Raw genomic sequence first — 26212 nt, 5'->3', positions numbered from 1 at the left:
CTCCGCCGTTACTTTTTCGAGAAGATCGAGCGCGCCAGGATATTCAATCCCAGCACCCCCAGCGTAATCAGGAACACACCTGCCCAGGCCAGCGATTGCCACTGTGCGAACGGGCTCATCGCGAACTTGTAGATCGTGACGGGCAGGTTGGCCATCGGCCGGCTCATGTCGAGCGAGAAGAACTGGTTCGACAGCGCCGTGAACAGCAGCGGCGCGGTTTCGCCGGCGATCCGGGCCACCGCCAGCAGCACGCCCGTCATGATGCCGGCGATCGACGCGCGCAGCGTGATCGTCAGAACCATGCGCCATTTCGGCGTGCCGAGCGCGAACGAGGCTTCGCGCAGTGCGTTCGGCACCAGGTTCAGCATGTTTTCGGTGGTGCGGATCACGATCGGCACCTGCAGCAGCGCCAGCGAGATCACGCCGGCCCAGCCCGAGAAGCGGCCCGACGGGGCCACCACGACGGCGTAGACGAACAGGCCGATCACGATCGACGGCGCCGACAGCAGGATGTCGTTGATGAAGCGCATCGTGCTGGCCAGCAGGTTCTTCTGGCCGTATTCGGCCAGATAGACACCGGCCATCACGCCGATCGGCGTGCCGACCACGGTGCCCAGCACGACCATCAGCAGGCTGCCGACGATCGCGTTGGCGAGACCGCCGCCATCGGTATCCGGCGCCGGCGTGGACTGCGTGAACAGATCCATCGACAGGCCGCCGATACCGAGGTGCAGCGTCGTGTAGAGAATCCACACCAGCCAGACGAGGCCGAAGACCATCGCGGCCAGCGAGAAGGTCAGCGCGACGGCGTTGGTGCGCTTGCGGCGCGCCTGCAGCTTGCCGCGCATCGCCTCGAGTGCGGCGCCGGACTGACCGCCCGGAATGTTCAGGACGCGTTCGCTCATTTCTTGCCTTCCGACTTCTGGAGACGCAGCAGCATCAGTTTCGAGATCGACAGCACGACGAAGGTGATCACGAACAGGATCAGGCCCAGTTCCATCAGTGCCGAGGTATGCAGGCCCGGCGCCGCTTCCGCGAATTCGTTCGCGAGCGCCGAGGTAATGCTGTTGCCCGACGAGAACAGCGACACGTTGTCGAGCAGGTTCGTGTTACCGATCACGAACGTGACGGCCATCGTCTCGCCGAGCGCGCGGCCGAGGCCGAGCATCACGCCGCCGATCACGCCGGTCTTGGTGAACGGCAGCACGATCTTCCACATCACTTCCCAGGTCGTGCAGCCGATGCCGTACGCCGATTCCTTCAGCAGGACCGGGGTGACTTCGAACACGTCGCGCATCACCGAGGCGATGTAGGGGATGATCATGATCGCCAGGATCACGCCGGCGCTGAGCAGGCCGATGCCGATCGGCGGGCCCGAGAAGATCGCGCTGAGGCCCGGGATATGCTTCGAGAACTGGCCGAGCGGGCGCTCGAAGTATTCGGCGAAGATCGGCGCGAATACGAGCAGGCCCCACATGCCGTACACGATCGACGGAATGGCGGCGAGCAGTTCGATCGCGATGCCGAGCGGGCGGCGCAGCCAGACCGGCGACAGCTCGGTCAGGAACAGCGCGATGCCGAAGCTGACGGGCACTGCGATCACAAGGGCAATGATCGACGTGATGATCGTGCCGTAGATGGGCACGAGGGCGCCGTAGACATCGGCGTTGGGGTCCCATTCGGACCGCCAGAGGAAACTGAGGCCAAACTTCTCGATAGTCGGCAACGACGCGATGAGCAGCGAAATAATGATGCCGCCGAGCACCAGCAAGGTCACGATCGCGGCAATGCGCGCGAGACCGCCGAAGATGACGTCGCCGAGCCGGCCCGGCGCGCGCATCTGGCCTGCGGCGGGACGTGACGAGAGAGGAATGTCGGACATGGGTGCCTGAATGTTCAGTGGCAGGCGGCGCATGCCGCCTCGCCGATACTGCACCGCGCCGCCCGACACATGCCGGACGGCGCGACCACGACTTGCTTGCTACTTGAGGCTTACTGCGCGACCGGCTTGCCGGCTGCGTCGGTCACCTTCACCTTCCATTGCTTGCGGATTTCATCCGTCACCGACTTCGGCAGCGAGATGTAGTCGAGATCCGTTGCAGCCTTGCCGCCGTTCTTGAAGCCCCAGTCGAAGAACTTCAGCACTTCCGCGCCTTGCTCCGGCTTGTCTTGCTTCGTGTGCAGCAGCACGAACGTTGCGCCGACGATCGGCCATGCGTTCTTGCCCGGCTCGTCCGTCAGGATCTGGTAGAACGACTTCGACCAGTCGGCGCCGGCAGCAGCAGCGGCAAACGACTTGGCATCCGGCGTCACGACGCTGCCCGACGAGTTCTTCAGGTCGACGTAGATCATGTGGTTCTTCGTCGCGTAGGCCGATTCGACATAGCCGATCGAGCCCGGCAGGCGTTGCACGAAGGCTGCGACGCCGTCGTTGCCCTTGCCGCCCGTACCCGTCGGCCAGTTGACCGTTGCGCCTTCACCGACCTTGGCCTTCCAGTTGGCGTTGACCTTCGACAGGTAGTTCGTCCAGATGAACGAGGTGCCCGAACCGTCGGCACGGCGCACCACGGCGACGTCCAGATCCGGCAGCTTGACCTTCGGGTTCAGAGCGGCGATCTTCGGATCGTTCCACTTCGTGATGGCGCCGAGGTAGATGTCGCCGAGCACTTCGCCCGACAGAACGATTTCACCGGCCTTGATGCCCGGGATGTTGACGACCGGCAGAATGCCGCCGATGACCGTCGGGAATTGGAACAGGCCTTCCTTGGCCAGCTCGTCGTCCTTCAGCGGAGCGTCCGAACCTGCGAAATCGACCGTCTTGGCGATGATCTGCTTCAGGCCGCCCGACGAACCGATGCCTTGGTAGTTGACTTGAGCGTTGGCGGCGTTCTTGTATTCCGCTGCCCACTTCGTGTAAATCGGTGCAGCGAACGTGCTGCCAGCGCCAGTGATGTCGGCTGCGTGAGCGGCAACAGCGAAGAGCGCGCCAGCCAAGCCAGCGAACGCAGTTTGCATCAACTTCATGAGACCTCCAGTGTGTGAGCGGATGACTACGGCACCGCGAAGATTAGGGGGTACCCATGACAGTAATGTGACAATTGATGAACCTGATATGACAGCAACATGACAGACCGAAAGCTGCGGCCCGCCCTGCCCGGCCGCTGGGCCTCGCCGCTCGCGCCCCGCCCGGCAAGGCTTCGCGGCCGGCCGGCGGCACGGCTGGCGAAGCGATGTCGCGCGATCCGATTCCGTGCATGCATCGAAATCGCGCATCGAACGGCGCGATTGTTCGCGCTGTCCGGCGCGTGCGGCAGCGCTCATCCACAGTAGTCGAAATGTCACGAAACGGAAGGTTTTTGCCGATGCAAACGATTTCTTCAGGCCATTACGGAAGAAATCGCGCTCGATCCGCAATCAAAGCGCTATTGCGGGTAAACGTTTTCATCTGAGGAATTGCGGAGCCCGGCGTTTTTTCGGCCGATCCGCGCTTTTTTTGCGTCCTGCGACAAGGTGGCGCGCTATCGGCACGCCGCGCGCGGCCAATAAAAAAGGGCGACGCACGCGCCGCCCTTGCTGTCGAACCGTGCGGCTCGTCAGGCCGTCGCGGCCCGTACCGCCGCGGCGATCGTTTCGGCGTGAAGCTGGGCATCGGCCGCATCGCGCGCTTCCACCATCACGCGCAGCACCGGCTCGGTGCCCGAGGCGCGGATCAGCACGCGCCCGCTTTCGCCCAGCTCGCGCTCGGCCGTGGCGATCGCGGCCTGGATCGACGCCTCGCCCTTCCAATCCGCGCCGGCCTTCATGCGCACGTTGATCAGCGTCTGCGGGAACAGTTCGACGCCTTCCAGCAGTTGCGCCAGCGTCTTGCCGCTGCGCGTCAGCGCAGCCAGCACCAGCAGCGCCGAGACGATGCCGTCGCCGGTCGAATGGCGATCGAGCGACAGGATGTGGCCCGAGCCTTCCGCGCCGAGCTGCCAGCCGTGCTCGCGCAACTGCTCGAGCACGTAGCGATCGCCGACGGCCGCGCGCACGAACGGCACGCCGAGCTTCTGCAGCGCCACCTCGACCGCCAGGTTCGTCATCAGCGTACCGACCGCGCCCGGCACCTTGCCGTCGGTGGCGATGCGATCCTGCACCAGCACGTAGAGCAGCTCGTCGCCGTTGAACAGGCGGCCGCTCGAATCGACCACCAGCAGGCGGTCGGCGTCGCCGTCGAGCGCGATGCCGAGATCCGCGCCGTTTTCCTTGACGGCTTCGATCAGCGCGTCGGGCGCCGTGGCGCCAACCTTGTCGTTGATGTTGAAGCCGTTCGGCTTCACGCCGATCGGCACGACATCGGCGCCCAGTTCATGGAACACGTGCGGTGCAATCTGGTACGCCGCGCCGTGCGCGCAATCGACCACCAGCTTCAGCCCGCGCAGGTCGTACGAGGCCGGGAACGTGCTCTTGCAGAACTCGATGTAGCGGCCGTTCGCGTCGTCGAGACGGCGCGCCTTGCCGAGGCCATCGGACGGCTCGCAGGCGAGCGGCTTGTCGAGCCAGGATTCGATTTCGGCTTCGGTCTCGTCGGGCAGCTTGTTGCCGTCGGCCGAGAAGAACTTGATGCCGTTGTCGTGATACGGGTTGTGCGAGGCGCTGATCACCACGCCGGCCGCGAGGCGCAGCGCACGCGTCAGGTAGGCGACGCCCGGCGTCGGCATCGGGCCGGCCAGCATCACGTCGACACCTGCCGCCGAGAAGCCCGCTTCGAGCGCCGCCTCGAGCATGTAGCCCGAGACGCGCGTGTCCTTGCCGATCAGCACCGTCGGGCGGCCGGTGGTGCCGCGCGCGTTCGAGCGCGCCAGCACCTTGCCCGCCGCATAGCCGAGCCGCAGCACGAACTCGGGCGTGATCGGGCCCTGGCCGACTTCGCCACGAATGCCGTCCGTACCGAAATAACGACGTCCCATGAATGCAATCCTCCTTGTATGTGCTTACGCGCGCCGTGCCGCGTCGCGCACGGCGCTCCAGATCTTCAGCGCGTCCACCGTCGCGGCGACGTCGTGGACGCGAATGATGGCCGCGCCGCGTTCGGCGGCGCATACCGCCGCCGCCACGCTCGCGGCCACCCGCTCGGCGGGCGGCTTGCCGATCAGCGCGCCGAGCATCGACTTGCGCGACATGCCGGCCAGCACCGGGTAAGGCTGCCCGTCCGGGCGCGCGGGCGCCGTTTCGGGCAGCCGCGCCAGCAACGCGTAATTGTGCTCGATGGTCGCCTTGCCGAACCCGAACCCCGGGTCGACGCTGACGCGCGCCGGTGCGATCCCTGCCGCGACAAATGCCGCCGCGCGCTCAGCAAGAAAATGTCTCACCTCCGAGACGACGTCAAGATAGTTCGGCTCGCCGATCTGCATCGTCTGCGGCTCGCCGAGCATGTGCATGACGCACAGCCCACAGGCGCTGTCCTTCACGACATCGATCGCGCCGGCCTGCCGGAAGCCCCAGATATCGTTGATCAGGTCCGCGCCGGCGGCCAGCGTGGCGCGCATCACGTCGGGCTTGTAGGTATCGATCGAGAGCGGCACGTTCATGCCGTGCAGCGCTTCGACGATCGGCACGACGCGCGCCAGCTCCTCGTCGAGCGGCACGGGCGGCGCGCCGGGGCGCGTCGACTCGCCGCCGATGTCGATCAGATCCACGCCGTCGGCCAGCATCTGCTCGGCCTGGCGCAGCGCGGCGTCGCGGGCCACGTAGCGGCCGCCATCGGAAAAGGAATCGGGGGTGACGTTCAGGATGCCCATCACGAGCGGACGGTCGAACGTCAAGGTGAAACGGCCGCATTGCAGCGGCGGTGCGAGGGAAGCGGTATCGGTCAACACGGAACATCCGAAGGCGAAAACAAAACGGGCCGGTGTGAATCACACCGGCCCGTTCATGAGATCTCGTAGCGAGATTATGCCGGCGCAGTCGCGCTACCCGGCTTGACTTCGGCGCCCGCGCCACCCGACGGATCGCTGGCCGGGGGCACGTTGCCGCTGTTCTTCGGCGAGCGCGGCGGGCGGCCCGCCATGATGTCGTTGATCTGATCGGCGTCGATCGTTTCCCACTCCATCAGCGCGGCCGTCATGGCCTCGACCTTGTCGCGGTTCTCGTCGAGCAGGCGGCGAGCGAGGCTGTACTGATCGTCGATCACGCGGCGGATTTCGGCATCGACCTTCTGCTGCGTCGCTTCCGAGATGGCACGCGTGAAGCCCTTGCCGAACGGGCCGCCGTCGTTCTCGTCGTCGGCGTACACCATCGGCCCGAGCGCATCGGTCATGCCGAAGCGCGTGACCATCGCGCGCGCCGTTTGCGTCGCCTTGTTGAAGTCGTCCGACGCGCCGGTGCTGATCAGGTTCATGAACAGCTCTTCGGCCACGCGGCCGCCGAACAGGATCGCGAGACGGTCGAGCAGGTAATCCTTCGAATACGTTTCGTTGTCGTGCTCGGGCAACTGCCACGTCACGCCCAGCGCACGGCCACGCGGAATGATCGTGACCTTGTGAACCGGATCGGCCTTCGGCAGCAGCTTGGCCACCACGGCGTGACCCGCTTCGTGGTAAGCCGTGGCGCGCTTCGATTCCTCGCGGATCACGGCCGACTTGCGCTCCGGACCCATGAAGATCTTGTCCTTCGCGTCTTCGAAATCCTGCATTTCGACGATACGCTTGCCGCGGCGGGCGGCGAACAGCGCCGCTTCGTTGACGAGGTTGGCCAGATCGGCGCCCGAGAAGCCCGGCGTGCCGCGTGCCAGCACGGCCGCGTCGACGTCGTTCGAGATCGGCACCTTGCGCAGGTGAACGCGCATGATCTGCTCGCGGCCGCGGATGTCCGGCAGGCCCACATACACCTGGCGGTCGAAACGGCCCGGGCGCAGCAGCGCCTTGTCGAGCACGTCGGAACGGTTGGTGGCGGCGATCACGATGACGCCCGAGTTCGCCTCGAAGCCGTCCATCTCGACCAGCATCTGGTTCAGCGTCTGCTCGCGCTCGTCGTTGCCGCCGCCCATGCCGGCGCCGCGATGGCGGCCGACCGCGTCGATTTCGTCGATGAACACGATGCACGGTGCGTGCTTCTTGGCCTGTTCGAACATGTCGCGCACACGTGCCGCGCCGACACCGACGAACATTTCAACGAAGTCCGAACCCGAGATGCTGAAGAACGGCACCTTCGCCTCGCCGGCGATGGCGCGGGCGAGCAGCGTCTTGCCGGTACCCGGAGGGCCGACCAGCAGCACGCCGCGCGGGATGCGCCCGCCCAGCTTCTGGAATTTCTGGGGATCGCGCAGGAAGTCGACCAGCTCGGACACTTCCTCCTTCGCTTCGTCGCAGCCTGCGACGTCGGAGAAGTTCACCGCGTTGTTGTTCTCGTCGATCAGACGCGCGCGCGATTTGCCGAACGAGAACGCCCCGCCCTTACCGCCGCCCTGCATCTGCCTCATCATGTAGAACCAGAACACGATGATCAGCAGCGTCGGCCCGAGGTAATACAGCGCGGACACCAGCGCGTTCGGTTCGTCGTCAGCCTTGCCGCTCACCTGGACGCCGTACTTCATCAGGTCGCCGACCATCCAGATGTCGCCGGGCGACACGATCTGGTATTTCTGGCCTTCTGCCGGAGTGACGGTAAGGTTGCGGCCCTGCACGATCACGTTCTTGATCTTGCCGCCCTTGGCGTCGTCCATGAACTGCGAATACGACACACCTTCCTGGACGCGGGGCTTGTCGAACTGCTTGAACACGGTAAACAGCACCAGTGCGATCACGAGCCACACTGCCGCTTTCGATAACATATTGTTGTTCAAAGCACCACTCCTTCACTCATAGACGAGCGCCTACATTTTTCTTGCAGCGCTCCTGAGGCATTCTAATCCAGTCCGTAGCCCGTCGCCATAAGCTTCGCCAAACGCTTCAATAGGCAAATCCCATGGCCGGCAAGGCTCCCGGCTGGCCTGCGGCGCCCGCCGCATCCGTCAGCGCGGATGTTTCAGATTCCGACCCAAAATAAACGTTTCCGACGATTTGTCTCGCGAGGCTTTCGGCTTGCGCGGCGCGACCGTGCGGAATTGATGCTTGAATTTCTCGACGATCTGGCTGTAGCCGGTGCCGTGAAAGCATTTCACCAACAAGGCGCCATCCGGTTTGAGATGGTTCTGCGAAAATTCGAGCGCGAGATCGCAAACGTGTTCGATCCGTGCCGCATCCGCAGTCGCCACGCCGGACAGATTGGGTGCCATGTCCGAAATTACAAGGTCGACCACACGGCCTTGCAGCACTTCTTCGAGCTGGTGCAGCACCTCGTCCTCGCGGAAATCGCCCTGGATGAAGTGCACGTCGGCGATCGGCTCCATCGGCAGCATGTCGAGCGCGATGATCGTGCCGTCGATGCCGCCATCACGTTGCGCGTCGCGCTGCTTGCCCTGCGCGAGCTTGTTGCGCACGTACTGGCTCCAGCTGCCCGGCGTCGAGCCCAGATCGACGATCACCTGGCCCGGGCGGATCAGCTTGTCCTGCTCGTCGATTTCCTTGAGCTTGTAGGCCGCGCGCGCGCGATAGCCTTCCCGTTGCGCCAGCTTGACGTACGGATCGTTGATATGGTCGTGCAGCCACGAATGGTTGAATCGGTTCTTTGCCATGCGGAGGAAAAATGTCGGCCAAATACCACAGAGCCGGGACCGTTCGCCGATCGAAGCGCCCAATGCAGGGCGCCGATCGTGCAATGGTTCCGTCAGCCCGGGCTTTTGGCGGATAATACGCGTCTTGTTCGCGCGGCAGACGCCTCGATGGCGGTCCCGCAGCGATTTTACGTGGTTTTCGAGCGCGCCCACGCGGCGCGCCGATCTATTGATTCAAGAGTTCCGATGCCCGCCCTTTCGCTTTCCCCTGTCGAGCGCTCCGCGCTGCGTTCCCAAGCCCACGCGCTGAAGCCCGTCGTGCTGATCGGCGCCGAAGGCCTGACCGACGCCGTGCTGGCCGAGATCAAGGTCCACCTGGCCGCGCACCAGCTGATCAAGATCCGCGTGTTCGGCGACGAACGCGACGCCCGCATCGCCATCTACGAAGAAATCTGCGACCGCCTGAGCGCCGCGCCGATCCAGCATATCGGCAAGCTGCTGGTGATCTGGCGCCCCGAGCAGGCCGAAGTGGCGCCGGCCCGCGGCCGTCGCGGCCCGCCGAGCGCTCGCGAAGCGGCCATGCAGCGCGCTGCCGGCGAACCGGAAAGCAAGGGCGGCCGCGCACCGCGCGTCGTGAAAGTGGTCAAGCACTCGCCCGATGCCAGCCCGGTGCGCAAGCCGCGGGCAACCAAGGTGGTCGTGCGCGGCAACGAGCGCGTGACGGCCGGCGGCACGGTCAAGCGCGCCAAGAAGCGCCAGCAAAGCACGAAGCGCCCGTTCCAGAACGACAAATAAATATCGTGCCGTAGCCGGCCGCAAGGCGGCCGGTGCGACAGCCGCGCGGGGCGCCCTGCCCCGCCGCTTCACGCCTCGCGGCGCTTGTCGCAACGTTCAGACGCGCAACGTTCAGGCGCCCGAAGCGCGCGCTTCGCCCGCGGCGGACACGCGCCACACCAGCCAGATGCCCAGCACGCTTTCGACCAGATAGAACAGGCTCGACACGCCGTGCAGCATGCCGAAACGGCTTGCATATTCCGAATGGCCGACATCGGTGCCCGCCGCCTGCGCGGCCAGGCGCATCGCATCCATGAACGGTTCGATCGCGAAATACCCGAGCAGCACGCACAGCAGCATCGCGCCGACGATCGCACGCAGCCGGCGATAGTCGCGCTCGCCCGCGCGCACGCGCGCGTTCGCGATCAGCAGCATGACGATGCCGCACACCAGGCCGATCAGGCCCTCGATCCGGAACAGGCGCGCGGCCACGCCGCCCGCCGCCACGCGATCGAGCGTGGTGAACAGCACCGGCGCGACCGCATAACCGATCGTCAGCAGGCTGCCGGCCCAGACGGTGGAGAGAAAACGGAACAACCGGGGCGCGTTGCGCATCGGAACGCTCCCGGAATCAGATGTAGCTGACCGAGATGATCTCGTACTCGCGCACGCCGCTCGGGGCCTGCACGGCGGCCACGTCGCCTTCCGACTTGCCGATCAGCGCACGCGCGATCGGCGAGCTGATGGAAATCAGGCCGTGGTCGATATCGGCTTCGTCGTCGCCGACGATCTGGTATTTGACGGTGTCGCCCGAGGCGAGATCTTCGAGCTCGACGGTGGCGGCAAACACGACGCGCCCTTCCGCGTCGAGCACGGACGGATCGATGACTTGCGCGGCCGACAGCTTCGATTCGATCTCGGCGATCCGGCCCTCGATGAAACCCTGCTTTTCTTTCGCGGCGTCGTATTCGGCGTTTTCGGACAGGTCGCCCTGCGCGCGCGCTTCGGCAATCGAATTGATCACGGACGGACGCTCGACCGATTTCAGGCGCTGCAGTTCCTCGCGCAGTTGTTCGGCGCCACGCTTGGTCAACGGAATGGTGCTCATAAACGGCTCAATAACAAAAAACGGGCATAAAAAAAATCACCGCGATTAAGCGCATTTCCGGTGAACCGGAAACGCCGCCTAATCGCGGCCTGTGGTGCCTGGGAAAAACCCGACGGCTTAGTTTAGGCGAGCGTGAAGGCCTTGTAAATCATAGACTTCGAGGTCCTTCAGGTAGCGCAGGCCTTCGACTGCCGCGCGCGCGCCCGACATCGTCGTGTAGTACGTCACCTTCTGCGCCTGCGCGCTCATGCGGATCGAACGCGAATCGGCGATCGCCGCGCGCGTCTCGTCGACGGTCGTGAACACGAGTGCGATCTCGCCGTTCTTGATCATGTCGACGATGTGCGGACGGCCGTCCTTCACCTTGTTGACGACCTTGACCGGCACGCCGGCCGCCTCGATCGCGGCAGCCGTGCCGCGCGTGGCGACGATCGGGTAGCCGAGGTCGTGCAGCATGCGCGCGACTTCGACGGCCTTCGGCTTGTCGGCGTCCATCACGGTCAGCAGCACCGTGCCCGATTCCGGCAGGCGCGAACCGGCCGCGAGCTGCGACTTGAACAGCGCTTCGCCGAACGTCTGGCCCACGCCCATCACTTCGCCGGTCGAACGCATTTCAGGTCCGAGCACCGGATCGACGGTCGGGAACTTGACGAACGGGAACACCGCTTCCTTGACGCTGAAGTACGGCGGATCGATTTCCTTCGTCACGCCCTGATCGGCGAGCTTCTGGCCGACCATCGCGCGCGCCGCGATCTTCGCGAGCGGCAGGCTCGTGGCCTTCGACACGTACGGCACCGTGCGCGAGGCGCGCGGGTTCACTTCGAGCACGTAGATGATGTCTTCCTTCGAGCCGTCCGCCTGCGGCACCTGCTGGATCGCGAACTGCACGTTCATCAGGCCGACCACGTTCAGCGCGCGGGCCATCGCGCCGGTTTGACGCTTCAGCTCGGCCACGGTGGCCTGCGACAGCGAGTACGGCGGCAGCGAGCAGGCCGAATCGCCCGAGTGGACGCCCGCCTGTTCGATGTGCTCCATCACGCCGCCGATGAACACGGCTTCGCCGTCGCAGATGCAATCGACGTCGCATTCGATCGCGTCGTTCAGGAAGCGGTCGAGCAGCACCGGCGAATCGTTCGACACCTTGACGGCCTCGCGCATGTAGCGCTCGAGGTCGCGCGGCTCGTGGACGATTTCCATCGCGCGGCCGCCCAGCACGTAGGACGGGCGCACCACCAGCGGGTAGCCGATTTCCGCGGCCAGCTTCAGCGCTTCGTCTTCGGCGCGCGCGGTGCGGTTCGGCGGCTGGCGCAGGCCCAGATCCTGCAGCAGCTTCTGGAAGCGCTCGCGATCTTCGGCGGCGTCGATCATGTCCGGCGAGGTGCCGACGATCGGCACGCCCGCGGCTTCGAGATCGAGCGCGAGCTTCAGCGGCGTCTGGCCGCCGTACTGCACGATCACGCCGACCGGCTTTTCCTTGTCGACGACTTCGAGCACGTCTTCGAGCGTCAGCGGCTCGAAGTACAGGCGGTCGGACGTGTCATAGTCGGTCGACACCGTTTCCGGGTTGCAGTTGACCATGATGGTTTCATAGCCATCCTCGCGCATCGCGAGCGCCGCGTGCACGCAGCAGTAGTCGAACTCGATGCCCTGGCCGATCCGGTTCGGGCCGCCGCCCAGCACCATGATCTTCTTGTTGTTGGTCGGCGCCGCCTCGCACTCTTCCTCGTAGGTCGAGTACATGTAGGCGGTTTTGGTGGCGAACTCGGCCGCGCAGGTATCCACGCGCTTGTAGACCGGGCGCACGTTCAGTTCGAGACGGCGGGTGCGCACGTCGGCCGCGCTCGCGCCGAGCAGCGTCGCGAGGCGGCGATCCGAGAAGCCGCTCTGCTTGACGTAGAACAGCTCTTCCTTCGACAGGCTGGCCAGCGTGCGGCCGCGCAGCGCCGCTTCCTTCAGGATGATCTGCTCGATCTGCGCCAGGAACCACGGGTCGATCGCGGTTTCCTCGAAGATCTGCTCGGCCGTCATGCCGACGCGGAACGCATCGCCGACGTACCAGATGCGGTCCGGGCCCGGCTCGCCGATCTCGCGGACGATCTCGTCGCGGTCGGTGGTTTTTTCGTCGAGGCCGTCGACGCCCACTTCGAGGCCGCGCAGCGCCTTCTGGAACGATTCCTGGAACGTGCGGCCGATCGCCATCACTTCGCCGACCGACTTCATCTGCGTGGTCAGGCGCGAATCGGCTTCGCGGAACTTCTCGAACGCGAAACGGGGGATCTTCGTGACGACGTAGTCGATCGTCGGCTCGAACGAGGCCGGCGTCTGGCCGCCCGTGATTTCGTTCTTCAGCTCGTCGAGCGTGTAGCCGACGGCCAGCTTCGCCGCGACCTTCGCGATCGGGAAGCCGGTGGCCTTCGAGGCCAGCGCCGACGAACGCGACACGCGCGGGTTCATTTCGATGACGACCATGCGGCCGTCCTTCGGGTTGATCGAGAACTGGACGTTCGAGCCGCCGGTGTCGACGCCGATCTCGCGCAGCACCGCGAGCGAGGCGTTACGCAGGATCTGGTATTCCTTGTCGGTCAGCGTCTGGGCCGGCGCGACGGTGATCGAGTCGCCGGTGTGCACGCCCATCGGGTCGAGGTTTTCGATCGAGCAGACGATGATGCAGTTGTCCGCGCGGTCGCGAACCACTTCCATCTCGTATTCCTTCCAGCCCAGCAGCGATTCCTCGATCAGCAGCTCGCGGGTCGGGGAAAGATCGAGGCCGCGCTTGCAGATTTCCTCGAATTCCTCGCGGTTGTAAGCGATGCCGCCGCCCGAGCCGCCCAGCGTGAAGGACGGACGGATCACGGTCGGATAGCCGCTGCCGCCGGTTTGCGCGGCGATCTGCGCCTGCACCTGCAGCGCTTCTTCCATCGAATGCGCCACGCCCGACTTGGCCGAACCGAGACCGATCTTGGTCATCGCGTCCTTGAACTTCTGACGGTCCTCCGCCTTGTCGATCGCTTCCGGCGACGCGCCGATCAGCTCGACCTTGTATTTCTCCAGCACGCCGTGGTGGTGCAGGTCGAGCGCGCAGTTCAGCGCGGTCTGGCCGCCCATCGTCGGCAGGATCGCGTCCGGGCGCTCCTTGGCGATGATGCGCTCCACCACTTCCCAGGTGATCGGCTCGATGTAGGTGACGTCGGCCGTATTCGGGTCGGTCATGATCGTCGCCGGATTGCTGTTGACGAGGATGACCTTGTAGCCCTCTTCACGCAGCGCCTTGCATGCCTGCGCGCCCGAGTAGTCGAACTCGCACGCCTGGCCGATGATGATCGGGCCGGCGCCGATGATGAGGATGCTTTTGATGTCTGTGCGTTTTGGCATGGCTCGAATATTCAATAAGTAATCGTGAATGCGTGGCGGCGGCGGAGTCGGTTATCGGATCGTCGCGAATGCGAGCTTGAGGCCGAAGCCGATGAACAGACTGCCCACGCCGCTCGCCGCGCCCGCCGCGAGCTTGCGGCGGCGGCGAAACTGTTCGGCAAGACGCGCGCCCGCGAAGATCAGCGTGCTCAGATACAGAAAGCTCGCGAACTGCGAAATCGCGCCCAGCACGACGAACGACACCACCGGATAACGGTAGGTCGGATCGACGAACTGGATGAAGAACGAAATGAAGAACAGGATCGCCTTCGGGTTCAGCAGGCTGACGATCAGCGCCTTGCGGAACGGCCGCTCGCCGTCCACCGGGCGCGCCTTCGCGGCCGGCGCGGCGACGGGGGCGCCGCTGCGCGCGGCGCGCAAGGCCTGCCAGCCGCTGCGCAGCATGTTGAACCCGATGTAGAACAGATAGCCGGCGCCGCCGTACTTGACGACCGAGAACAGCAGCGGGTTGGCCTTCAGCAGCGACGCGACGCCGGCCGCCGACAACACCATCAGGACGGTGTCGCCGACGAACACGCCGCACGCCGCGCGATAGCCGGCCTTGACCCCGCGCTGCGCCGCGAGCGACAGCACGTACATCGAATTCGGACCGGGCAGCAGAATGATGAACACCACGCCGACGACGTAGGTCCAGAAATCCGTGATGCCGAGTGCATGACCGAACATGATGCGCCTTCTCCGTTCCTTAGGCGCCGTGCGCCTTGGCCTTGTCCATCAACGCCGTGAAGCGGTCGAACAGATAGCCGATGTCGTGCGGGCCGGGCGAGGCTTCCGGGTGGCCCTGGAAGCAGAACGCCGGCTTGTCGGTCAGCTCGAAGCCTTGCAGCGTGCCGTCGAACAGCGAGACGTGCGTGGCGCGTGCGTTGGCCGGCAGCGAATCGGCGTCGACCGCGAAACCGTGGTTCTGCGACGTGATCACCACGCGGCCGTCGGTCAGATCCTTGACCGGGTGGTTCGCGCCGTGGTGGCCGGTCTTCATCTTCAGCGTCTTGGCGCCGACCGCGAGGCCCATGATCTGGTGGCCGAGGCAGATGCCGAAGGTCGGCACGCCGCGCTCGATGAATTCCTTGGCGGCCGCGATCGCGTAGTCGCACGGCTCCGGATCGCCGGGGCCGTTCGACAGGAACACGCCGTCCGGATTCAGCGCGAGCGCGTCGGCCGCGCTGGCCTGCGCCGGCAGCACCGTCACGTCGCAGCCGCGTTCGGCCAGCATGCGCAGGATGTTGTACTTCACGCCGAAGTCGTACGCGACGACCTTGTAGCGCGGCGCGGCCTGTTCGCCGTAGCCGCCTTCGAGGCGCCATTCGGTCTGCTTCCAGGCGAACGGCTTGTCGGTCGAGACGACCTTGGCCAGATCCATGCCGGCCAGGCCCGGGAACGAACGCGCCAGCTCGATCGCCTTCGCTTCGTCGTCGGAACCGGCCAGGATGCAGCCGCCCTGCGCGCCCTTGTCGCGCAGCACGCGGGTCAGCTTGCGGGTATCGATGCCGGCGATCGCGACCACGCCTTCGGCGCGCAGGTACGCGTCGAGGGTCTGATCCATGCGGAAGTTCGAGGCGAGCACCGGCAGATCGCGGATGATCAGGCCGGCTGCGTGAACCTGGGTGGCTTCGACGTCTTCGCGGTTCACGCCGACATTACCGATGTGCGGATACGTGAGCGTGACGATCTGCCGCGCATAGCTCGGGTCGGTCAGGATTTCCTGATAGCCGGTGATCGCGGTATTGAACACGACTTCGCCGATCGTATGGCCGGCCGCACCAATCGAATAACCGCGAAACACCGTGCCGTCGGCGAGTGCGAGCAAGGCGGGAGAAAAAGACGGCAACACGGGAGGCTCCTTGGGGGACACCCTTGCTGCCGACCTGTCGACCTGCGGCCGGTTCGCCTCCTGGGAGGCGGTCGCCGGCACTCGCTTGGCTCACCCGGAAGACGCGCCAGGAACGCGCGCGCTGTCTGAAAGCGCGGGCTGCATTCGGCGGCGTCGCGTACCGGGCGGCAGGCGGCGGAAGACGGGGATTTGGAGGTAGGCGCTAGGGTGCGGGGTTGAATTGCACAAACCTTCAAATTATAGCGCGAAAACCCGTCTATCTCAAATCTGACTTACCCGGCTTTGTGTGACAAGGGTTTGACAAGCGGGGTTTGACAGGCGGCCGAAACCTGCGCCCTGCCCGTTCGGCGTCACGCTGCGCCGCCTCTGGCGCCGGCCCGCGGCCGTCCCGGCAATACGTACCAGATCGCGCCGGCGATCTGCAGCGCCACCAGCACGCCCCATGCGATCAGATGCGCGGCGCGCGGGTAGTGCCCGCCCTGCGTCGGCCATTGCGACAGCACCGCGCCGACGCCCAGCTGGAAACCGAAGATCAGCAGGAAGATCACCAGCGTCAGCGTGGTGTTCGCGCGCCCGATCAGATGCACGGGGAAATGCTCGGCCAGAATCGCGTAGCTGAGGATGCCGATGCCGCCGAACGCGCCGTAGGCGGCCCACAGCACGACGGCCGGCAGCGGCGCGCCGAACATGATGGCGATCTGGGTCAACACGAAGCAGCCCATGCCGATCCCGCAGAACGCATAGACCGACACGCCGTGCCGCTCCAGCAGGCGCGCCGCCGCGCCGGTGCCCACGCTGCCGGCCATCATCGCCAGGCCGATCACCGACACCAGCGCCGCCGCCTCGTGCGGCGCGAGGCCCATCACGTCGCGCATCCAGGCGCCGACCCACAGCGATTGCATCGCGTAGAACACGCCCTGCGTCACCACCGAGAACGACGCGATCTTCCAGAACGCCGGGCTGCACAGGATGTGCCAGGTGCCTTTGAACTGGCTCGCGATACTGGCCTGGCGGTGCGTGCGCGCCGCGTCGGGCGCGCCGAGCCAGATCAGCGCGGCCACCGCCACGGTGAAGACGGCCAGCGCCGCGCACACGGCGCGCCAGCCCATGAAACCGAGCGTCCAGGCCAGCGGCGAACCCACCGCCACGCCGCCGAAGCCGCCGACCGCCATCACGAAGCCGTTGACGAGCGGCAGGCGCGCCAGCGCGAACTGTTCGGCGATCGCCTTGAACGCCGCGCCCAGGCATACCGACACGCCCACGCCGATCAGCAGCCGGCCGGCCATCATCGCGCCGATGCCATGCGCCATGCCGAACACGCCGATGCCGGCCGCCGCGAACAGCAGCATCGCGGCCGTCACGCGGCGCGGCCCGAAATGATCGAGCAGCACGCCGGCCGGGATCTGCGCGCCGGCAAAGCCGAGAAAATACAGGCTCGTCAGCAGACCGAGATCGGCGGCCGACAGCCCGAGGTCGTGCGTGATCAGCGGCGCGAAGCCAAGATTGACGCCACGAAACACGTAGGACACGAAATAACCGAGCGAAAACAGCACGAACACGCGCAGCTTCACGGAAGACATAAGCACCTCGAAACCGCCGCCCGCACTCGCAAGCGGCCACGCCAAACGAAAACGCCGTCACCTCGGTGACGGCGTGGGAGCGGGATCATAAGCGACGCGCGGCGAATCGGGCGAATGCCCCTCGCACGCGTCGACCGATTCGCGTTATTTCTTCTTGGTTTTGTGCGAGACAGCCTTGGCAGCAGGCTTGCTGCTGCGAGCCGGCTGCTTGGCGGCAGCCTTGGCCGGCGCACGACGCACGGCCTTGCCGCCTGCGTGCAGGCTGGCGCGCTCGATGCGGGCGCCGCCCGTCGAGGTGGCGATCCGCTCCGGGCCGGGCTCGGCCGGCACCGAACGGCCCACCGGCACATGCAGCACCATCGTCTGGCCCGGCATCACCATGTCGCGGCGCGTGCGGTTCCAGGCGTGCAACTGGCCGACCGACACGCCGTAGCGGCTGGCGAGCGACGCCATCGTCTGCTTGCGGCGCACGCGGATCAGCATCTTGCGCGTGTCGGGCACGTCCGGCTCCATCGCCAGCGCGCCGTTCTCGGCGACGTCGGCGCTGATGTCCTCGTCGTCGTCGTCGCCGCGCGGCACGACGATCGTCGAACCGGGCTTCAGGCGCATGCCGGCCGGAATCTTGTTGACGGCCATCAGCGTGTCGGCGTCCACGCCAATCTTCTCGGCGATCGCCGCCGGGCGCGAGCGCTCGGTCACCGTGTAGGTGGTCCACGACGACAACTGGCCGCCGTAGCTCTTCAGGCCCTTCTCGAACTGCGACGCGTTGTCGAACGGCAGGAGGATCTGCGGCTGCGTCGCGCCGACGATCACCGGCTTCGAGAACGACGGGTTCAGCGCCTTGAATTCCTCGAGCGACAGGCCCGACAACTGGGCGGCCATCTTGACGTCGATGTCGTGCGAGGTCGTGACCGTGACAAAGTACGGGTGATTCGGAATATCGGGCAGCGTCAGGCCGTACTGCTGCGGATTCGCGATGATGTTCTTGACCGCCTGGAGCTTCGGCACATAGTTGCGCGTCTCGTTCGGCATGCGCAGGCTTTGGTAATCCGTCGGCAAACCGGCCGCCTGGTTGCGCGCGATCGCGCGCTGCACGTTGCCCTCGCCCCAGTTGTAGGCGGCCAGCGCCAGATACCAGTCGCCGAACATGTCATGCAGGCGCGACAGATAGTCGAGCGCCGCGCTGGTGGAGGCCAGCACGTCGCGCCGCTCGTCCTGCCACATGTTCTGCTTGAGGTTGTAGGTGCGACCGGTGCCGGGAATGAACTGCCACATGCCGGCCGCCTTCGCCACCGACAGCGCCTGCGGGTTGTAGGCCGATTCGATGAACGGCAGCAGCGCCAGCTCGGTCGGCATGTTGCGCGCCTCGAGCTCCTCGACGATGTGATAGAGGTACTTCTGCGAGCGCTCGGTCATGCGCTGCACGTAATCGGGACGCTCGGTGTACCAGGTCGTCTGCATGTCGACGAGGTCGCTCTGCAGATCCGGCATCTGGAAACCGCGGCGAATGCGCGCCCACAGATCGGAATCCTTGGTCGTCAGATCGCCGACCGACTGCTTGTCGACGTCGACGGTTTCCTTCGAGGTGGCGGACTTGCGGAGAAAATCGGAGGCGGCTTGCGGATTGGAAGCGGCGGCGGCGGCGGGGACGTCAGGCCCGGGGCTCGCACACGCGGCCAACAACAGGACCAACATCGCACTGATCAGAAATCGCATGTAAATCTCGGCTTCCAACGGCTGAAAATTGCAGGCGATAGTAAGGTGGCCCGAGCATCGCGTCAATAAAAACGCCGAAAAATGCCAATAAATCCGGTATTTGGGGCGCATTCTCCAGATTCAGCTTGAGCATTGGCTGAGTCGGATCAGGCGTTTTCTGAACGCGCTCGCTCGATCATGCGCCGGTTCGCGCGATCCGAACGTTGAGAATTGTTGCGCACGGGCCGCCGTCATCGGAAGCGGCGGCCTCGCCGCCGGCAGCGGCGAAAACGGGCGCGAAGGCGGGTGCGACGGCGGGCCAGGACCGCGGCGGAATCAGCGGAAGCGGTTCTTCCACTCGCGCATCAGCGTGAAGGCGGCAAGCCGGTCGGCCGGCGCCTCGTGCAACTCGGCCTCGAGCGTCGCGGCGATCGCCGGGCTGCCGGCGCGCAGGAACGGGTTGACGGCGCGCTCGTGGGCGATGGTGGTGGGCAGCGTGGGCTCGCCGCGCGCGCGGCGCGCCTGGGCGTCGTCGCGCCAGGCGGCGAGTTCGGTGTTGCCGGGTTCGCAGGCCAGCGCGAAGCGGATGTTCGACAGCGTGTATTCGTGCGCGCAGTGCACCTGGGTTTCGCCCGGCAGCGCGGCCAGCGCGTCGAGCGAGGCCAGCATCTGCGCCGGCGTGCCCTCGAACAAGCGGCCGCAGCCGCACGAGAACAGCGTATCGCCGCAGAACAGATGCGGCGCGCGGTTCGCCGCGCCGGCTGCCTGATAGAACGCGATATGGCCGCGCGTGTGGCCCGGCACGTCGAGCACCGTGAACTCGAGCGCCGGCTTGCCGATCGTCACGCGCGCGCCGCCCGCGAGCGGCGCCGTGACCTGCACGATGTCCTCGCCGGCGGGGCCGTAGACAGGCACCGGGCCGCCCTGCTTCGGGTCGCCGAGCAGCGCCGCGACGCCGCCGACGTGGTCGGCATGATGGTGGGTGAGTAGAATAGCGGCTAGCCGCCAGCCCCGCGCGTCGAGATAACGGCGCACCGGGGCGGCGTCGCCCGGATCGACGGCGATCGCGTCGCTGCCATCCGACACGAGCCAGATATAGTTGTCATCAAATGCCGGCACCGGCACGTATTCCAGCTCGTTCATGGGCGCGCACTCAATCGATATGTCAGACCGTCCGATTATAGACTGGCCCGCCTGGAGCGCTTCGCCGCCCGGCCGCTACGTGCTCGAGTGGGAACAGGCCCAGCTCGACCGCGTGGTGTCCGACGTGTTCGGCTTCCACGCCTTGCAATTGGGCTTGCCCCAGCTCGACTCCCTGCGCGAGAACCGCATGCCCGGCCGCGGCCTGGTGCTCGATCCGGCCAGCGGCGCCAGCGCGCCGTTCCGCTTTCCGTGGGCCGGCGATCCGCCCGGCCCGCATCATGCGCCGGTCGGCCGCAGCACCGTCTGGTGCGACCTGCTCGATCTGCCGTTCGAATCGCAGAGCGTCGACCTGATCGTGATGCCGCACACGCTCGAATTCACGGCCGACCCGCACGGCCTGCTGCGCGAAGCCGAGCGCGTGCTGATGCCGGAAGGCCGGCTCGTGATCACCGGCTTCAATTCGCTGAGCCTGTGGGGCGCGCGGCAATCGGTCGGACGCATCGCGAAGCGCCCGTTCGTGCCGGCCGCGCGCGATCCGATCGCGTTCATCCGCCTGAAGGACTGGATGAAGCTGCTCGGTTTCGACATCGAGCGCGGCCGCTTCGGCTGCTACCGCCCGCCGCTCGTCACCGACAAGTGGATGTCGCGCTACGCCTTCATGGAAGCGGCCGGCGACCGCTGGTGGCCGATCTTCGGCGCTGTTTACATGGTCACGGCCGTCAAGCGGGTGCGCGAGATGCGCCCGGTCGGCCCGATCCGGGTTCGCAAGCCGGCGCGCGCGCCGGCGCTCGCCCCGGCCGCGACCCCTACCACCCATCAAGAGCATTCATGACGTTGCAATCGATCGACATCTATACCGACGGCGCCTGCAAGGGCAACCCCGGCCCCGGCGGCTGGGGCGCGCTGCTGCGCTTCGGCGACCAAGAAAAGGAACTGTTCGGCGGCGAGCCCGGCACCACCAACAACCGCATGGAGCTGCTCGCCGTGATCAAGGCGCTCGAAGCGCTCAAGCGCCGCTGCAAGGTGGTCGTGCACACCGATTCGCAATACGTGCAGAAAGGCATCAGCGAATGGATCCACGGCTGGAAGAAAAAAGGCTGGGTGACGGCCGCCAAGACGCCCGTCAAGAACGCCGACCTCTGGAAGCAGCTCGACGCGCTGGTGGCCGGCCACGAGATCGAATGGCGCTGGGTTAAGGGCCACGCCGGGCACGCCGAGAACGAGCGCGCCGATCAACTGGCCAACCGCGGCGTCGAGTCGCTGTCGTAACGCGGCCCCGCCCTGCTTCCCTTCCGTCTTCGCCCCTGCCGGCCCGCGCGCCGGCCTCACTGAATCACCGACATGCGCCAGATCATCCTCGACACCGAAACCACCGGCCTGAATGCCCGCACCGGCGACCGCATCATCGAAATCGGCTGCGTGGAAATGCTGAACCGCCGGCTGACCGGCAATAATCTGCACTTCTACGTGAACCCCGAGCGCGACAGCGATCCGGGCGCGCTGGCCGTGCACGGCCTGACCACCGAATTCCTCAGCGACAAGCCGAAGTTCGCCGAAGTGGCCCAGCAGATCTGCGATTTCGTGCGCGGCGCCGAGCTGATCATCCACAACGCGCCGTTCGACATCGGCTTCATCGACGCCGAATTCGACCGCGTGCACCTGCCGCCGCTGATGAAGCACTGCGACGGCGTGATCGACACGCTGGTGCAGGCCAAGCAGATGTTCCCGGGCAAGCGCAATTCGCTCGACGCGCTGTGCGACCGCTTCGGCATCAGCAACGCACACCGCACGCTGCACGGCGCGCTGCTCGACTCGGAACTGCTGGCCGAGGTCTATCTGGCGATGACGCGCGGCCAGGAAAGCCTCGTGATCGACATGCTCGGCGATGGCGACGACGAAGGCGGCGCGGGCGGCGGATCGCGCGTCGCGCTGGCCTCGCTGGCGCTGCCGGTGCTGGCCGCCAGCGACGACGAACTGGCCGCGCATCAAGCCCAGCTCGACGAGCTCGACAAGTCGGTCAAGGGCACCTGCGTCTGGCGCGCCGAGCCCGAGCCGGCCGCCCCGGCGGCCTGACCCGCCTGCCCCTTCAGCCGCGCGGCTGAAGGGCGATCACCGCCATCCCGGCCAGCGCCAGCGCGGCGCCGGCCGCATCCCAGCGTGTCAGCGGCACGCCGTCCACCACCCGCAGCCAGCCGAGCGCCACCGCGATATACACGCCGCCGTAGGCCGCGTAAGTCCGGCCCGCGGCCGACGGATGCAGCGTCAGCAGCCAGGCGAACAGCGCCAGCGACACGGCCGCGGGCACCAGCAGCCACGCGCTGCGCCCCTCCTTGAGCACCAGCCACGGCAGATAGCAGCCGACGATTTCGGCAAGCGCGGTGAGCACGAACAATCCGGCGATCTTGATCAGGTCGGGCATGGGTCGGGAAGCAATAAAAAGGCCGCTCGCGGCGGCCCATGGTGGCGGATAAGAATCGGGCGGACAACGCGGCGCGGCGGCTCGGCCGACAGACGGGAACAGCCGCTGCGACGCGCCCGCGCGCGCCGCCGGCGCCCCGCGGATTATCGCCCGCGAATCCCCCGCCGGACGGGGCCCGGCCGGCAATTTGCACGATCTCCTGCGATCGTGATACTATAGCTGCTCTTTCAATTATCTACTTCGTTCATTTTTGTTTGCGCAACAAGCGTACGCGGGGTTCCCGCCACCGCTTCGTCGCACGAAAAAATATGGATCACAGGCAGGCAGCCGTTTCCGGCCCACCTGCTTCGTTTCAACGCCCTTTCCAGGGTTTCGTTACCGGTCGCAGGCGCCACGCCGCGCACCGGTCGCCGTCGGTCCCCCTTGTCAGGCCAGCCCGGCGGCAATCTCATGAGCGCATCGACGCGGCGGCCACTGGCGCGCCGCATGCGGCCCCGTCCGATCTCGGCGTCTTTGTGCGTCCGACGTCCGTGCTGCCACGCCGTTGCGCTCCTCGGCAAACCGTGGCGATGTTCGCGCCTCCCGGCATACGCATCGTCCGCTGTCAAAGGAGCCTCCACCTTGACTGCATCACACGTCAGCCCTTCCGCTGTCTCCGCGTCGTCCAGCGACGCCCCCGTCACCGTCAACGACATCACCGTCGTCGATCAATCCCTCCTGAAGCGCGCCGTGCGCGCGATGGCCATCGGCAATGCGATGGAATGGTTCGACTTCGGCGTCTACAGCTATATCGCCGTCACGCTCGGCCACGTGTTCTTCCCGTCGAGCAACCCGTCCGCGCAGTTGCTGGCCACCTTCGGCACGTTCGCGGCCGCATTCGTGGTGCGCCCGATCGGCGGCATGGTGTTCGGCCCGCTCGGCGACCGCATCGGCCGCCAGCGCGTGCTCGCCATGACCATGATCATGATGGCGCTCGGCACGTTCTCGATCGGCCTGATTCCGAGCTACGACTCGATCGGCATCCTCGCCCCGATCCTCCTGCTGGTCGCCCGCCTCGTGCAGGGCTTCTCGACCGGCGGCGAATACGGCGGCGCGGCCACCTTCATCGCCGAGTTCTCGACCGACAAGCGCCGCGGCTTCATGGGCAGCTTTCTCGAGTGCGGCACGCTGATCGGCTATGTGCTCGGCGCGGGCGTGGTCACGCTGCTCACCGCGCTGCTGCCGCACGACGCGCTGATGTCCTGGGGCTGGCGCGTGCCGTTCCTGGTGGCGGGCCCGCTCGGCATCGTCGGCCTCTACATCCGGATGAAGCTCGAGGAAACGCCGGCGTTCAAGAAGCAGGCCGAACTGCGCGAGGCGCAGGACAAGGCGTTGCCGAAGGTCAAGTTCCGCGACACGCTGGGCAAGCACTGGCGCGCCATGCTGCTGTGCGTGGGCCTCGTGCTGATCTTCAATGTGACCGACTACATGGCGCTGTCGTATCTGCCGAGCTTCCTGTCGTCGACGCTGCACTTCGACGAAACGCACGGCCTGGTGCTCGTGCTGCTGGTGATGGTGCTGATGATTCCGATGACGATCGGCGCGGGCCGCCTGTCGGACGTGGTCGGCCGCAAGCCGGTGATGCTGGCCGGTTGCGTGGGCCTGCTGGTGCTGTCGATTCCGGCGCTGATGATGATCCGCACGGGCGAGATGCTGCCGGTGTTCGGCGGCCTGATGATCCTCGGCGTGATGCTGTCGTGCTTCTGCGGCGTGATGCCGTCGGCGCTGCCGGCGCTGTTCCCGACCGAGATCCGCTACGGCGCGCTCGCGATCGGCTTCAATATCTCGGTGTCGCTGTTCGGCGGTACGACGCCGCTGGTCACGGCCTGGCTGGTGGAACGCACCGGCAACCTGATGATGCCGGCGTACTACCTGATGGCCGCCGCCGTGATCGGTGCGATCTCGGTGCTGGCCCTGCGTGAAACGGCCCGTCAGCCGCTGGCCGGTTCGCCGCCGGCCGTGGCGTCGCGCCGCGAGGCGCATGCCCTGGTTCGCGAGCTGCGCGAACAGGCGTCGGAAGAGAACAACGACGCCTACCCGAACGTCTCGGCGGCCCGCGCTTAAGGCGCGCAAGCCCTCTCGTCGTTCCCGACGCCGCGCCGGCTCCCAGGAGCCGGCGCGGCGTTGTCGTTTCCGGGCGCCCAAAAACGAACACCCCCGCCGAGGCGGGGGTGCGGGCGTGTCCGGCGCCGGTCGAGGCAGGCTTCAATGCGCCGTGCAACCGCCGTGCCGGCAGGCCATGCAGGTCACGAACGAGCGCGAGCGCTCGACCACGGCCCGCATTCCGCGCCCCGCCACCACGAACCCGACCTGGCTCAGGTTGAAATCGTGCGTCACCATCAGTTGCATCAGCGACACCATCGGCAGCACGACGGACGGGTGATACAGGCGGTTTTCGATGAGGGTGCGCATGACGGGCTCCAGCGGGACGATGAACGGACCCGACGAATTCTACGAATCGGCAGCCCGCCGATAAATGCGTTGCACACGAAGTCAGTTGTTGGCCTGCACGAACAATCGACCGCGCCGCCGCGCCGGTGCCACGCGTGCCCGGCTCAATCGCCCGGCGTGCTGATGAATTCCGGCAGTGCCTCGGCGCGGGCCGACAGCGCGGCGATGCTCGGATAGCGCTCGGCGTCGACGGCAGCGAGATCGCGGTGCTCGGCACGCATCACCTGCGTGAAGCGCCACGCCACGGCCACCGTCACGTCGGCCTGGGTGATGCGCTCGCCGAGCAGCCAGCCGGTGGTGCCGAGCATGCGCTTCTCGAGCGCGTCGTAAGCGGCGCCGAGCTGTTCGACCAGGCGGTCGAGCCACGGCCGGTGCACCTTCTCGTCGGGGCGCATGTTGTTCTCGTACACCACCTGCACCGTCTTCTCGGCCGCAACCAGCGCGAGGCCGATCAGCTCGATCGCGCGCAGCCGCGCGGCGGCGTCCTCGGGCATCAGCCGTTTGGCCGGCTCGACGAGATGATCGAGATAGTCGACGATGAGCGACGAGTCGAGCACCATCGTGCCGTCGTCGGTCAGCAGCGTCGGCGCTTTCACGACCGGGTTCACGGCCTTGAACTGGTCGAAATGACGAAACACCGACAGCGGCAGGTGCTCGAACGACAACCCGAGCAGCTTGGCCGACACGGCGCTGCGGCGAACGTACGGAGAATCCAGCATTCCAATCAGCTTCATCTGTCACTCACTCCGGTTGAGGGCGGGATCGACGACTGTAGCAGCCTCGCACCGCATCGCGCCAGCGCCGATCGCGATGCGCCAGCGGCGAGCGGCCGTGCGCCGCCGCTGCTCAGCGCGCGCCGAACCAGGCGGCCAGCGACGGCCAGAGCGCGCGGTTGTCGTCGCGGAAGTAGCCGATTGCACCGATCGGGCGCTGGCCCGGATGCGGCGCGATGGTGCGGAATTCGACGTCGGCGGCGGTGAAGCGCCGGTGCAGCGCCGCCACGGCGGCCGGCGGCGCGAACGGATCGTCCTCGATGGCGTAGGCCAGCAGCGGACCGCGATAGGCGTCGAAGCCGGCGCGCATTTCGCGGCCGGCCGCCGCCACCCGG

General features: G+C 66.4%; 24 protein-coding genes and 1 pseudogene. 5 read left to right on the top strand and 20 right to left on the bottom strand.

What is annotated here, in order from left to right:
* Positions 1-8: 8 nt before the first annotated feature.
* The 7 genes from pstA to G3N92_RS09090 form a co-directional block, all read right to left on the bottom strand.
* Positions 9-905 (bottom strand): phosphate ABC transporter permease PstA, encoded by an 897-nt coding sequence (gene pstA / locus G3N92_RS09120; RefSeq protein WP_206127134.1) that lies wholly within the window; start codon positions 903-905, stop codon positions 9-11.
* Positions 902-1882, bottom strand: coding sequence for a phosphate ABC transporter permease PstC (gene pstC / locus G3N92_RS09115; protein ID WP_206127133.1), 981 nt, complete (start codon positions 1880-1882; stop codon positions 902-904). Before pstC ends, pstA begins: the two co-directional genes overlap by 4 nt.
* 110 nt (positions 1883-1992) lie before the next feature.
* The gene (gene pstS / locus G3N92_RS09110; RefSeq protein WP_206127145.1) at positions 1993-3024 is read right to left on the bottom strand and encodes a phosphate ABC transporter substrate-binding protein PstS; all 1032 of its coding nucleotides are present in this window, start codon (positions 3022-3024) and stop codon (positions 1993-1995) included.
* A gap of 569 nt (positions 3025-3593) precedes the next feature.
* Complete coding sequence (gene glmM / locus G3N92_RS09105; RefSeq protein WP_206127132.1) at positions 3594-4949, bottom strand: phosphoglucosamine mutase; 1356 nt, start codon at positions 4947-4949, stop codon at positions 3594-3596.
* A gap of 24 nt (positions 4950-4973) precedes the next feature.
* Entirely contained in the window at positions 4974-5855 is an 882-nt protein-coding gene (gene folP / locus G3N92_RS09100) for a dihydropteroate synthase (protein WP_206127144.1), read from the bottom strand.
* 77 nt (positions 5856-5932) lie between these two features.
* Entirely contained in the window at positions 5933-7822 is a 1890-nt protein-coding gene (gene ftsH, locus G3N92_RS09095; RefSeq protein WP_206127131.1) for an ATP-dependent zinc metalloprotease FtsH, read from the bottom strand.
* A gap of 168 nt (positions 7823-7990) precedes the next feature.
* Positions 7991-8653, bottom strand: a complete 663-nt coding sequence (locus tag G3N92_RS09090; protein ID WP_206127143.1) for an RlmE family RNA methyltransferase — start codon at positions 8651-8653, stop codon at positions 7991-7993.
* 225 nt (positions 8654-8878) lie between these two features.
* Between G3N92_RS09090 and G3N92_RS09085 the strand changes: the two genes are divergently transcribed.
* Positions 8879-9427 (top strand): YhbY family RNA-binding protein, encoded by a 549-nt coding sequence (locus tag G3N92_RS09085; RefSeq protein ID WP_206127142.1) that lies wholly within the window; start codon positions 8879-8881, stop codon positions 9425-9427.
* A 111-nt stretch (positions 9428-9538) separates the two neighbouring features.
* Here the strand turns inward: G3N92_RS09085 and G3N92_RS09080 are convergent, their stop codons facing one another.
* The 9 genes from G3N92_RS09080 to gloB all read right to left on the bottom strand — a co-directional run bounded on the left by G3N92_RS09080 (position 9539) and on the right by gloB (position 20195).
* A complete protein-coding gene (locus G3N92_RS09080) occupies positions 9539-10021 on the bottom strand; it encodes a DUF4149 domain-containing protein (protein ID WP_206127130.1) in 483 nt (160 codons plus the stop codon).
* A gap of 16 nt (positions 10022-10037) precedes the next feature.
* Complete coding sequence (greA, locus tag G3N92_RS09075; RefSeq protein ID WP_206127129.1) at positions 10038-10514, bottom strand: transcription elongation factor GreA; 477 nt, start codon at positions 10512-10514, stop codon at positions 10038-10040.
* A gap of 117 nt (positions 10515-10631) precedes the next feature.
* Positions 10632-13886: a carbamoyl-phosphate synthase large subunit gene (gene carB / locus G3N92_RS09070; RefSeq protein WP_206127128.1), complete on the bottom strand. Its 3255-nt coding sequence runs from the start codon at positions 13884-13886 to the stop codon at positions 10632-10634.
* Between the two features lie 51 nt (positions 13887-13937).
* The gene (gene leuE, locus G3N92_RS09065; RefSeq protein WP_206127127.1) at positions 13938-14612 is read right to left on the bottom strand and encodes a leucine efflux protein LeuE; all 675 of its coding nucleotides are present in this window, start codon (positions 14610-14612) and stop codon (positions 13938-13940) included.
* Positions 14613-14631: 19 nt separating this feature from the next.
* Complete coding sequence (carA, locus tag G3N92_RS09060) at positions 14632-15777, bottom strand: glutamine-hydrolyzing carbamoyl-phosphate synthase small subunit (protein WP_206127126.1); 1146 nt, start codon at positions 15775-15777, stop codon at positions 14632-14634.
* A 350-nt stretch (positions 15778-16127) separates the two neighbouring features.
* Entirely contained in the window at positions 16128-17357 is a 1230-nt protein-coding gene (locus G3N92_RS09055; protein ID WP_206127125.1) for an MFS transporter, read from the bottom strand.
* A 144-nt stretch (positions 17358-17501) separates the two neighbouring features.
* Complete coding sequence (locus tag G3N92_RS09050) at positions 17502-19073, bottom strand: transglycosylase SLT domain-containing protein (protein ID WP_206127124.1); 1572 nt, start codon at positions 19071-19073, stop codon at positions 17502-17504.
* The gene (locus G3N92_RS09045; RefSeq protein WP_206127146.1) at positions 19009-19206 is read right to left on the bottom strand and encodes a hypothetical protein; all 198 of its coding nucleotides are present in this window, start codon (positions 19204-19206) and stop codon (positions 19009-19011) included. The genes G3N92_RS09050 and G3N92_RS09045 overlap by 65 nt, the downstream gene beginning before the upstream one ends.
* A gap of 182 nt (positions 19207-19388) precedes the next feature.
* Complete coding sequence (gloB, locus tag G3N92_RS09040) at positions 19389-20195, bottom strand: hydroxyacylglutathione hydrolase (protein ID WP_206127123.1); 807 nt, start codon at positions 20193-20195, stop codon at positions 19389-19391.
* A gap of 19 nt (positions 20196-20214) precedes the next feature.
* On the opposite strand from gloB, the gene G3N92_RS09035 reads away from it, so the two are divergent.
* From G3N92_RS09035 to dnaQ, 3 genes are all read left to right on the top strand, one after another.
* Positions 20215-21027 (top strand): class I SAM-dependent methyltransferase, encoded by an 813-nt coding sequence (locus tag G3N92_RS09035; protein WP_206127122.1) that lies wholly within the window; start codon positions 20215-20217, stop codon positions 21025-21027.
* Positions 21024-21464: a ribonuclease HI gene (gene rnhA / locus G3N92_RS09030; protein ID WP_206127121.1), complete on the top strand. Its 441-nt coding sequence runs from the start codon at positions 21024-21026 to the stop codon at positions 21462-21464. The genes G3N92_RS09035 and rnhA overlap by 4 nt, the downstream gene beginning before the upstream one ends.
* Positions 21465-21536: 72 nt before the next feature.
* On the top strand, positions 21537-22268 hold the full coding sequence (dnaQ, locus tag G3N92_RS09025; protein WP_206127120.1) for a DNA polymerase III subunit epsilon: 732 nt from the start codon (positions 21537-21539) through the stop codon (positions 22266-22268).
* 13 nt (positions 22269-22281) lie between these two features.
* Here the strand turns inward: dnaQ and G3N92_RS09020 are convergent, their stop codons facing one another.
* A complete protein-coding gene (locus G3N92_RS09020; RefSeq protein ID WP_206127119.1) occupies positions 22282-22614 on the bottom strand; it encodes a YnfA family protein in 333 nt (110 codons plus the stop codon).
* A 621-nt stretch (positions 22615-23235) separates the two neighbouring features.
* On the opposite strand from G3N92_RS09020, the gene proP reads away from it, so the two are divergent.
* Positions 23236-24717 carry a glycine betaine/L-proline transporter ProP gene (gene proP, locus G3N92_RS09015; RefSeq protein ID WP_206127118.1) on the top strand — a complete coding sequence of 494 codons (1482 nt, stop codon included), beginning with the start codon at positions 23236-23238 and terminating at the stop codon, positions 24715-24717.
* A gap of 141 nt (positions 24718-24858) precedes the next feature.
* Here the strand turns inward: proP and G3N92_RS09010 are convergent, their stop codons facing one another.
* From G3N92_RS09010 to G3N92_RS09000, 3 genes and pseudogenes are all read right to left on the bottom strand, one after another.
* Complete coding sequence (locus G3N92_RS09010) at positions 24859-25065, bottom strand: hypothetical protein (protein WP_206127117.1); 207 nt, start codon at positions 25063-25065, stop codon at positions 24859-24861.
* Between the two features lie 143 nt (positions 25066-25208).
* Complete coding sequence (locus G3N92_RS09005) at positions 25209-25838, bottom strand: glutathione S-transferase family protein (protein ID WP_206127116.1); 630 nt, start codon at positions 25836-25838, stop codon at positions 25209-25211.
* 112 nt (positions 25839-25950) lie between these two features.
* Positions 25951-26212 (bottom strand): annotated as a pseudogene (locus G3N92_RS09000) (alpha/beta hydrolase); the annotation flags it as partial.

Origin of the sequence: Burkholderia sp. Ac-20379 (genome assembly GCF_017104645.1) — a bacterium.
In the GTDB taxonomy this organism is placed as follows: domain Bacteria; phylum Pseudomonadota; class Gammaproteobacteria; order Burkholderiales; family Burkholderiaceae; genus Burkholderia.
This window is presented reverse-complemented; position numbering and strand designations above follow the sequence as displayed.